The sequence below is a fragment of the Sphingobium sp. EM0848 genome, from assembly GCF_013375555.1.
GTDB lineage: Bacteria > Pseudomonadota > Alphaproteobacteria > Sphingomonadales > Sphingomonadaceae > Sphingobium.
The window spans coordinates 2733468-2742500 of the sequence record NZ_JABXWB010000001.1 but is presented as its reverse complement, the minus strand read 5'-3'; the positions used below and the strand labels follow the sequence as shown (position 1 = coordinate 2742500).

The following is a 9033-nucleotide window of genomic DNA, read 5'->3' as shown; positions in this document are numbered from 1 at the left end:
ATTTCTGTCCAGCGGCACGGGTCATGACGAACAGGTGATGGACCGGATGAAAGACGAGGTTTCCATTGACGATTGAGAAGAAGGGCGAGGTCGTGCTGCGCGTGGTGCCGCATCTGACCGACATCAACAGCAACGGTCATATTTTCGGCGGCTGGGTATTGAGCCAGATGGATATTGCGGGCGGCATCGTCGCCGGCCGGATCGCGCAAGGTGCCGTCGCCACCGTCGCCGTCGAAAGCATGAAGTTCATCTCGCCGATCCTGCTCGGCGATATCGTGTCGGTCTATGCCCATGAGGAACGGCGAGGCCGGACCTCGATTGCCATACGGGTCGATATTGTCGCGACCCGTGGGCGCGGACAGAGCGAGGTGAACGTCACCAGCGGCCTGTTCACCTTCGTCGCGCTTGACGAGCATCAACGGCCCCGCCCCTTGCCGGACGCCTGATCGGCCATAAGCCATGAAAAAGGGGGACGGCGCATCTGCACCGTCCCCCTTCTCATTCTCTCACCACCGTGTGACTAGACCGTCACTCGGCCGCTTCGGCAGCGGGGCGCGCGCGCCGCGTGCGCTTGCGCGGCGCAGGTTCCTCGGTCGGCTCCGCATCATTGTCCGCACGGGCGATGGACGGCGGCAGGACGGTCAGATCCAGCCCTTCCTGCGCATCGTCCTTGACAGCAGCCTTGCGCGGGCGGCCACGGCGTGGCCGGGGCGCTTCGGCTTCGAGCTGCGGTTCCGGTGCGGCTTCAACAATGGCCACAGGTTCGGCAACGACTTCAAGCTGAGGCTGTTCCGCCTCTTCCTGCACAACCGGACGTTCGCGGCGGCGATCGTTGCGATCATTCCGGTCATTGCGGTCACGGCGATTGCGGTCGCCCCGTTCCCCGCGACCTTCACGATAATCGCGCTGATCGTCGCGACGGCGCTCTTGAATCTGCGGACGTTCGAAGGCCTGTTCGGCGCCGGCTTCCTCGCCGCCATCGTCGACCGCTTCGAAATCGTCGAAATTCTCGTCGAAATTCTCGTCGCGGGGGCGGAAGCGCTGTTGCTGCTCCTCCTGACGGGCGCGGTTGTCAGCCAGTACGCGGAAATAATGGTCGGCAAATTGCAGATAATATTCCGCATTCACCCGGTCGCCGGCCATTTGCGCGTCGCGGGCCATGTTCTTGTATTTTTCAAGAAGCTGGGCCGCATTGCCACGGGCGCGGCTGTCGATCCGGTTGCCATTGTCACCGCCACCCCGATTTCCACCATTGGGACGGCCATTATTGTTCCGGCCGCGATTGCGACGACCGGCCTGCCTGTTGTTGATCAAGAGCTGATCCTTGCGTTCACTTTGCCATCATTCACTGAAACCACAGTTCAGTCCTCAAACTCAGCCTGCGCATCAGGCCGGGTAAGGCTCCGCCGGACAGGGGCCGCGACCGGCCGATGCCCTTGACCTGCCAGAGGGCGCTTGCGCAGCAGCGCCGTCGTGACTCTGAAGGAGCGGGAAAACGGCCTTTTCTTGGCTAAGCCCCACGGGGCAGATCCTCAGGATAGTGCCGTCCCTGAAGCCCATGTAGTGACTCACGCGTCATAAACCAAGCAATTTTCGCTTGTGCTGGTGCAAATCATATCCGCACTCAATCCAGGTCCACCAGAGTCGCGACCAGGCAGCGGTCATGGCCGGCAAGATCGGCGCGAGCAGTGACACTAAACCCTTGATCCACAAGCAAGGCAGAGACGCTGACCCGCTGGTCATAGCCGATCTCGATCGCGGCCATGCCCCCCGGTCCCAGCAAGCGCGGCAGCATCGGTGCGATCCGGCGATAGTCGTCCAACCCCTCCGCACCAGCGAAAAGCGCACCGTTCGGTTCGTGGAGAACGTCGCCCGACAGCACAACGTCCTCGGCTATGTAGGGCGGATTGATGAGGATCAGGTCAAACGGCCCCTCCATCCCTTCAGCCCAGTCACCGAGGCGGAAATCGGCACGGTCGGCAAGGCCAAGACGTTCGGCATTGCCCCTGGCAACCGCAAGCGCGGCGGGCGAAACGTCCACGCCCACACCGCTCGCCAGCTGCCACTGACTGAGCGCCGCCAGCAGCAACGCGCCCGAGCCGGTGCCAAGGTCAAGAATATGTGCTGGCGCCCGTTTCGCGAAATGATCGACAGCAGCCTCTATCAGCGTTTCGGTGTCGGGACGCGGGATGAGGACGTCGGGCGTGACATGCAGGCTGATCGTCCAGAAATCGCGGTTGCCGGTGATATAGGCAATGGGTTCGCCCGCCAGCCGGCGGTCGAGCAATAGATTGAAGCCGGGCGGAACGCTCAGGTCACGCTGACGCATCAACAGCTCATTGCGGCTGACATCCAGCGCATGCGCGAGCAACAGTTCAGCATCGAGGCGAGGCGTGCCGCTGATCGCTTCCAGACGGGCGGCCGCATCGCGCAGCGCCTGCGCTACGCTCACCCGACGCCGTCCAGTTGGGCGAGGCGAGCAGCCTCGTCCTCCGCCACCAGCGCGTCGATGACTTCGGACAGGCCCGGCCCTTCGAGGATTTCGGGCAGACGGTGCAGAGTCAGGTTGATGCGGTGATCGGTGACGCGCCCCTGCGGGAAATTATAGGTGCGGATGCGTTCGGAACGGTCGCCCGAGCCGACCATCGCCTTGCGCGCGCCAGCCTGCTCGCTCTGGGCGCGTTCGCGTTCCACTTCGTAGATGCGGGCGCGCAGCACCTGCATCGCCTTGGCCTTGTTCTTGTGCTGCGAGCGCTCGTCCTGCTGCGTCACCACGATGCCCGATGGCAAATGGGTGATGCGCACGGCGGAATCGGTGGTGTTGACGTGCTGCCCGCCCGCACCCGAGGCACGGTAGATGTCGATCTTGAGGTCGCTGTCGGCGATCTGGACGTCGACCTCCTCCGGTTCCGGCAGCACCGCGACCGTGGCGGCGGAGGTGTGGATGCGCCCGCCGCTTTCGGTGACGGGGACGCGCTGGACGCGATGGACGCCGCTTTCGAATTTGAGTTTCGCGAAGACGCCAGTGCCGGTGACGCTGGCGACCACTTCCTTGAAGCCACCGACTTCGGAGGCGTTGGAGGACATCAGTTCCATCTTCCAGCCCTGCGCATCGGCATAGCGCTGATACATGCGGAACAGGTCGCCCGCGAAGAGCGCTGCTTCGTCGCCGCCCGTGCCCGCACGGATTTCCAGCATGGCGGGGCGCGCATCGGCCGCATCCTTGGGCAACAACTGAAGCGCCAGCGCCCGTTCGGCATCGGGAAGCTTGCCCTTGAGGAGCTGCATTTCCTCCTGCGCCATTTCGCGCATCGCGGGATCGGCATCCGCATCCTCGCCGCCCGCCATATATTCGAGCGCGCTGAGTTCCTGGCGGAGACGGCGCACTTCATGGGCGGCCTTGGCCACCGGCTCGATCTCGGCATATTCCTTGGACAGCCGCACAAACTCTTCCGGCGCGAGGTCGGCGCGCGTCATCGACGCCTGCACCTCGTCCCGGCGCGCCTCGATCTGCGCGATGCGTTCGGCGGAGATGTGCATCAAAGGGCCGACAGCTTCTCGACCAGCGCATCCAGTGCAACGGCTTCCTGCTCCCCGGTGCCGAGATTGCGGACAGCCGCCTCCCCCCGTGTCAGTTCGTCGTCGCCCAGGATCACCGCCCAGGCCGCGCCCGAGGCATTGGCCCGCTGCATCCGCTTCTTCATATTGCCGCGATAGCCCATGTCGCACGCGACGCCAGCCCGGCGCAGATCGGCAACGATGCCGGTAGCCTTCACCTCTGCCGCTTCGCCCATGGGAATGACGGCCACAGTCGGAGGAGCAATCTCCGGCCTATCCACCAGCATCGCCAACCGCTCAATCCCCGCCGCCCAGCCGACCGCCGGGGTCGAAGGACCACCCAGATTCTCGATCAGCCCGTCATAGCGCCCGCCGCCCAGCACCGTGCCCTGCGCACCGAGGCGATCGGTGATGAACTCGAACGCCGTGTGGCGATAATAATCGAGGCCGCGCACCAGACGGGCATTGCGCTCCCACGCCACGCCCGCCGCGTCGAGGCCCGCCGTCACTTTCTCGAAGAAACCGCGCGCTTCGTCGGTCAGATAGGCGTCGATATCCGGCGCGCTGTCCGCCACCGGGCGATCGCGCGGGTCTTTGCTGTCAAGGATGCGCAGCGGATTGCGGTGCAGACGGTCGATACTCTCTTCCGACAATTCATCGCGATGCGCCTCGAAATGGGCGATCAGCGCAGCCCGCCAGGCTTCGCGGCTTTCAGTATCGCCCAGCGTATTGAGGTTCAGCGTCACGCCTTCCGACACGCCGAGTTCACGCAGCAGCTGATCCGCGAAAACCAGCAATTCCACATCCGCTCCCGGCTCGCCCGCGCCGATGATCTCGGCGTCGAGCTGGTGGAACTGGCGGAAGCGGCCCTTTTGCGGGCGCTCATAGCGGAACAGCGGGCCATGGGTCGCCACTTTCAGCGGCGCATATTGCTGCCAGCCTTCCGTGATATAGGCGCGCGAAATGCCGGCCGTGAATTCAGGGCGCAGGGTGATGCTGTCGCCGCCGCGATCCTCGAACGTGTACATTTCCTTCGAAACGACGTCGGTGCTTTCACCCAGCGATCGGGCAAACACCGCCGTGGATTCAAAGACGGGCACTTCAACCCGCTGGAATCCATAAAGTTTCCGCACCCGGTCAAAGGTCGCGACCACATGTGCGAAACGTTCCTGGAACGCTTCGTTCGTGCCGCCCAGCATGTCCTGCGTGCCGCGTACCGGACGCGGCGTTTCAATTTTCGCCATGGGACAGCGCCTTTAGCGGCAAAGAAGCCACAAGGAAACGCGGTTTTTTGTCCCATAATGTCGCAAGGATCGTTGGGGGTGGACGGAAGGATAATGGCTCGCCATGCTGTTATTATACGGTCGTCCGACCGCACATGTTTTTCGGAGATGTTCATGATCCGCAGCCTTGCTGCCGCCCTTTTCCTTTCCACGGCGATTGCCACGCCGCTGATCGCGCAGGATGCGATCCGGTCGAAGCCCACCGCACTGCCGGTCGACAATGCCGCGCCGACGCCCAAGGACGTCCCCTACCCCGGCGGCACGATCAGGCTGGAGGTCGACGCCACCGACACGGTGCAGCGCATCTTCCGCGTCAAGGAAACCATCCCCGTCGCCTCCAGCGGCCCGATGACCCTACTCATGCCGCAATGGCTGCCGGGCAATCATGCGCCGCGCGGGCAGATCGAGAAGCTCACCGGCCTCACCTTCACCGCCGACGGCAAGCCGCTGGCCTGGAAGCGCGATCCGCTCAACGTCTATGGCTTTGTGATCGATGTGCCGCAGGGAACGAAACAGGTCGTGGCAAGCTTCCAGTTCCTCTCCGCCACCCAGCCCAATCAGGGCCGCGTCATCGTCACGCCCAAGATGCTGAACATCCAGTGGGAGTCAGTGTCGCTCTATCCGGCAGGCTATTATACCCGCCAGATTCCGGTTCAGGCGACCGTCACCTATCCCGACGGCTGGCAGGCCGCGACCGCGCTACGCGGCAAGGCGACGGGATCGACCGTCGCCTATGACGTGATCGATTATGAGGCCTTGCAGGATTCCCCGGTCTTTGCAGGCCGTTATTTCAAGCCGGTCGACCTTGGCCATAATGTGACGCTCAACATCGTCGCCGACGACGCCGATGAGCTGAATGCCACGCCAGAGCAGATCGCCCACCACAAAAAGCTGGTCGATGAAGCGGGCGCGCTGTTCGGCACCTATCATTTCAACCATTATGACTTCCTCTTCGCGATCACCGACGAGATGGGCGGCATCGGCCTCGAACATCACCGCTCTTCCGAAAATCAGGTCGAGCCGGGCTATTTCAAGAAATGGGGCGATGGCGACGCGCTGCTGGACCGCAACCTGCTGCCGCATGAGTTCACCCATAGCTGGGACGGCAAATTCCGCCGCCCCGACCTGCTGTGGACGCCCGATTTCAACGTGCCGATGCAGGATAACCTGCTGTGGGTCTATGAAGGGCAGACGCAATTCTGGGGCTATGTGCTGGGCGCGCGTTCCGGCCTGTTCACCAAGCAGGAGACGCTGGACGCCTATGCCCATATCGCCGCCAAGCTCGACACCACGCGCGGCCGCGAATGGCGCCCGATGGAGGACACCACCCACGACCCGATCATCTCCGCCCGCCGCCCCAAGGGCTGGTCGAGCTGGCAGCGGTCGGAGGATTATTATAACGAAGGCCTGATGATCTGGCTGGAGGCGGACGCCATCATCCGCCAGCAGACCAAGGGCGCCAAGGGCCTCGACGATTTCGCCCAGGCCTTTTTCGGGATCAATCCGGGTGACTGGGGCCAGGTCGTCTATAATCGCGGCGACGTGATCAAGACGCTGAACGCGGTCGCGCCCTATGACTGGACGGGCTTCTTCCAGAAATATGTCGACAGCACGACCAGGGAAACGCCCAAGGGCGGCTTCACGCTGGGCGGCTACAAGCTGGTCTATGGCGATACGCCCGGCGCCATCACCAAGGCGGCGGAAGGATCGGGCAAGTTCACCGACCAGAGCTTCGGCATCGGCATGATCGTCAAGAATGACGGCGAGATCAGCAACGTCGTCTGGGACAGCCCGGCCTTCAAGGCGGGGCTTGCCATCGGTTCCAAGATCGTTGCGATCAATGGCGACGAATATTCGAGCGATGTGTTCAAGGCCGCGATCAAGTCGGGCAAGCCGATGCAGATCATCCTGAAACAGGATAAATACTATCGCACTTTGACCCTCGCTTATTCTGGCGGCCTGCGCTATCCGCGCCTCGAAAAAATGGGAGAGGGTGAAGGCAGCCTGGACCGGCTGCTGAAACCGAAAACATAACCGCCCGCAAAGACCAACGCGTTTACAAAGGCTTGAAGTCCATGAATATCGAACTGATTCCGGTCGGCGACGATCCGCCCAACAGCCTGAATGTCATCATCGAGGTTCCCGTTGGTGGTGAGCCGGTGAAATATGAATTCGACAAGGCGTCGGGCGCACTGTTCGTGGACCGCATCCTGCACACGCCGATGCGCTATCCGGCGAATTACGGCTTCGTGCCGCACACCCTGTCGCCCGATGGCGATCCGCTGGACGCGCTGGTCATCGCCCGTTCGCCCTTCGTGCCCGGTTCGGTCGTGCGCGCCCGTCCCATCGCCGTGCTGAATCTGGAAGATGAAGCCGGTGGCGACGAAAAGCTGGTCTGCGTGCCCGACAACAAGACCTTCCCTTATTATAGCGAGGTCGATGAAAAAGACGATCTGCCCGGCATCGTGATGGAGCAGATCGAGCATTTCTTCACCCACTATAAGGATTTGGAAAAGCAGAAGTGGGTGCGCATCGGGACCTGGGGCGGCGCTGAAGACGCCCGCCGCATCACGCTGGAAGCGATCGAGCGCTATAAGGCTGGCAAGCAGGCCTGAAGCTTGGCTTCCTGTTGAACAAAAGGGCCGCGTGGCATGTCCACGCGGCCCTTTTTGTATCTCAGATCAACCGATCCGCCTCCAATGCGGCGGCCAGAGAATCGCGACCACGGGGGATTCGTGCGTGAAGGCGCGCATCCGCCTCCACCAACCGTTCCACACCGACCGTCAACTGCTCCTCCGGCAAGGTGAAGGGCAGACGCAGGAACCGCTCGAACGCCCCGCTCACCCCGAAACGCGGCCCCGGCGCCACGCGCACGCCATGGCTTTCGGCCAGCGCCGCCAGCGCGGTCGCTTCGGCACGCGGCAGTTCCGCCCAGAGCGACAGGCCCCCCGCTGGCGACTCGACGCGCCAATGCGGCAGATGCCGTTCGATCAGCCCCAGCAAATGATCCCGACGCCCGCGCAGCACCGCCGCCCGCGCCCCCAGCCCTTCATCCGCATCGACCAGCTGTGCGGCGGCAAGCTGCTCCACCACCGGGCTCGCCATGTCCATCGTCGTGCGCAGGCGGCCCAGGGCGGCAATGGTCTGAGGATCGGCGCGAATCCAGCCGACGCGCAGCCCGCCCCAGAAGATCTTGCTCGCCGACCCCATGGTGATGACCTGCCGTCCCGCAGGATCGTGGACCGCGACCGGCGGCGGCGGCAGATAGTCCAGCCCCATCGCGACCATCGTTTCGTCGATGATGAGCGGCGTGTGGCTGCGCGTGGCGGCGGCCACCAGCGCGCGCCGGGTGGCCGGGTCCATGCTGCGCCCGGTCGGATTGTGGAAATCGGCGATGATATAGGCGAAACGCGGTGAGGTCTGGCGGAAGGCCGCCTCCATCGCGTCGATATCCCATCCCTGCATGGGCAGGCCGACCGGCACAGGCACGACATGCGCGCGTTGCAGCGCCTGAATCGCATTATGATAGGTCGGATGGTCGATCACCGCCCGGTCGCCCGGCCCCGCCAGCCATTGCAACAGCAGGGAGAAGCCTTGCTGCGCGCCATTGGTGACGATGATCTGGTCCGGGCTGGTGGGACAACCGCGCCGCTCATAATGGGCGGCGATAGCGCGACGCAGCGGCGGCAGACCCAGCGGATCATAGCCCAGTTCACCCAGAAAAGCCGGCAGCATCTCGACCGCCACCTGACAGGCGCGTCCTACCCCCGGCGCGGCAGGCAGAGCGGCATGGGTCCAGTTCAGGATATTGCCCCCGCTGGCCATGTCGATTTCCGGCGAGGCCTGCTCGATCCGGCCCGGCGGCAGACGGGTGACGCTGCCCGATCCCTGACGGCTCTCCAGAAAACCCTCGTCGCGCAGCCGGTCGAAGGCAGCGGCAACGGTGGTGCGGCTGAGGCCCAGCGCGCCAGCCAGTTCCCGCTCCCCCGGCAGGCGGACATTCAGGCCGATCCTCCCGTCCAGCACCAACATCCTCAAAGCCTGCGCCAATTGGCGATAAGCCGGTTCGGCGCTGTCCTCGGCACGCCAGGCGCCCAACAGGCGCAACAGGGAGGGTGGCCGCAACAGGGAAGTGGACATGACAGTCGGTTCCAATCCAGAAAATATGAAGGCCAATTATCGAATAATGGCC

The 9033-nt window shown here is 63.6% G+C and carries 9 protein-coding genes (1 of these 9 cut by a window edge); 4 read left to right on the top strand and 5 right to left on the bottom strand.

The window, feature by feature from the left end; all coding sequences use genetic code 11:
* On the top strand, window positions 1-76 hold the final stretch of the coding sequence (locus tag HUK73_RS13335) for a hypothetical protein (protein WP_176592331.1). The gene continues 224 nt to the left of window position 1, outside the view; 76 of the gene's 300 nt are visible here — the last part of the coding sequence; its start codon lies beyond the left edge, outside the window; the stop codon is at window positions 74-76.
* Entirely contained in the window at window positions 66-446 is a 381-nt protein-coding gene (locus HUK73_RS13330; protein ID WP_176592330.1) for an acyl-CoA thioesterase, read from the top strand. The genes HUK73_RS13335 and HUK73_RS13330 overlap by 11 nt, the downstream gene beginning before the upstream one ends.
* Window positions 447-528: 82 nt before the next feature.
* Here the strand turns inward: HUK73_RS13330 and HUK73_RS13325 are convergent, their stop codons facing one another.
* The 4 genes from HUK73_RS13325 to hisS form a co-directional block, all read right to left on the bottom strand.
* The gene (locus tag HUK73_RS13325; protein WP_176592329.1) at window positions 529-1314 is read right to left on the bottom strand and encodes a DUF4167 domain-containing protein; all 786 of its coding nucleotides are present in this window, start codon (window positions 1312-1314) and stop codon (window positions 529-531) included.
* Between the two features lie 310 nt (window positions 1315-1624).
* Entirely contained in the window at window positions 1625-2452 is an 828-nt protein-coding gene (gene prmC, locus HUK73_RS13320) for a peptide chain release factor N(5)-glutamine methyltransferase (RefSeq protein WP_176592328.1), read from the bottom strand.
* Window positions 2449-3540: a peptide chain release factor 1 gene (gene prfA, locus HUK73_RS13315; RefSeq protein ID WP_369805492.1), complete on the bottom strand. Its 1092-nt coding sequence runs from the start codon at window positions 3538-3540 to the stop codon at window positions 2449-2451. The genes prmC and prfA overlap by 4 nt, the downstream gene beginning before the upstream one ends.
* On the bottom strand, window positions 3540-4802 hold the full coding sequence (gene hisS / locus HUK73_RS13310; RefSeq protein ID WP_176592326.1) for a histidine--tRNA ligase: 1263 nt from the start codon (window positions 4800-4802) through the stop codon (window positions 3540-3542). The genes prfA and hisS overlap by 1 nt, the downstream gene beginning before the upstream one ends.
* Before the next feature lie 153 nt (window positions 4803-4955).
* On the opposite strand from hisS, the gene HUK73_RS13305 reads away from it, so the two are divergent.
* Window positions 4956-6875, top strand: coding sequence for a M61 family metallopeptidase (locus tag HUK73_RS13305; protein ID WP_176592325.1), 1920 nt, complete (start codon window positions 4956-4958; stop codon window positions 6873-6875).
* Between the two features lie 41 nt (window positions 6876-6916).
* Window positions 6917-7456 (top strand): inorganic diphosphatase, encoded by a 540-nt coding sequence (ppa, locus tag HUK73_RS13300; protein WP_176592324.1) that lies wholly within the window; start codon window positions 6917-6919, stop codon window positions 7454-7456.
* A 61-nt stretch (window positions 7457-7517) separates the two neighbouring features.
* On the opposite strand, the gene HUK73_RS13295 is transcribed toward ppa, so the two are convergent.
* On the bottom strand, window positions 7518-8981 hold the full coding sequence (locus HUK73_RS13295; RefSeq protein ID WP_176592323.1) for a PLP-dependent aminotransferase family protein: 1464 nt from the start codon (window positions 8979-8981) through the stop codon (window positions 7518-7520).
* Window positions 8982-9033: the final 52 nt, after the last annotated feature.

What these genes read in the sequence shown, in the direction of transcription:
- HUK73_RS13295 (WP_176592323.1), bottom strand. Translation starts at nt 8,981, where the DNA reads ATGTCCACTTCCCTGTTGCGGCCACCCTCCCTGTTGCGCCTGTTGGGC.
- prfA (WP_369805492.1), bottom strand. Translation starts at nt 3,540, where the DNA reads ATGCACATCTCCGCCGAACGCATCGCGCAGATCGAGGCGCGCCGGGAC.
- hisS (WP_176592326.1), bottom strand. Translation starts at nt 4,802, where the DNA reads ATGGCGAAAATTGAAACGCCGCGTCCGGTACGCGGCACGCAGGACATG.
- HUK73_RS13305 (WP_176592325.1), top strand. Translation starts at nt 4,956, where the DNA reads ATGATCCGCAGCCTTGCTGCCGCCCTTTTCCTTTCCACGGCGATTGCC.
- ppa (WP_176592324.1), top strand. Translation starts at nt 6,917, where the DNA reads ATGAATATCGAACTGATTCCGGTCGGCGACGATCCGCCCAACAGCCTG.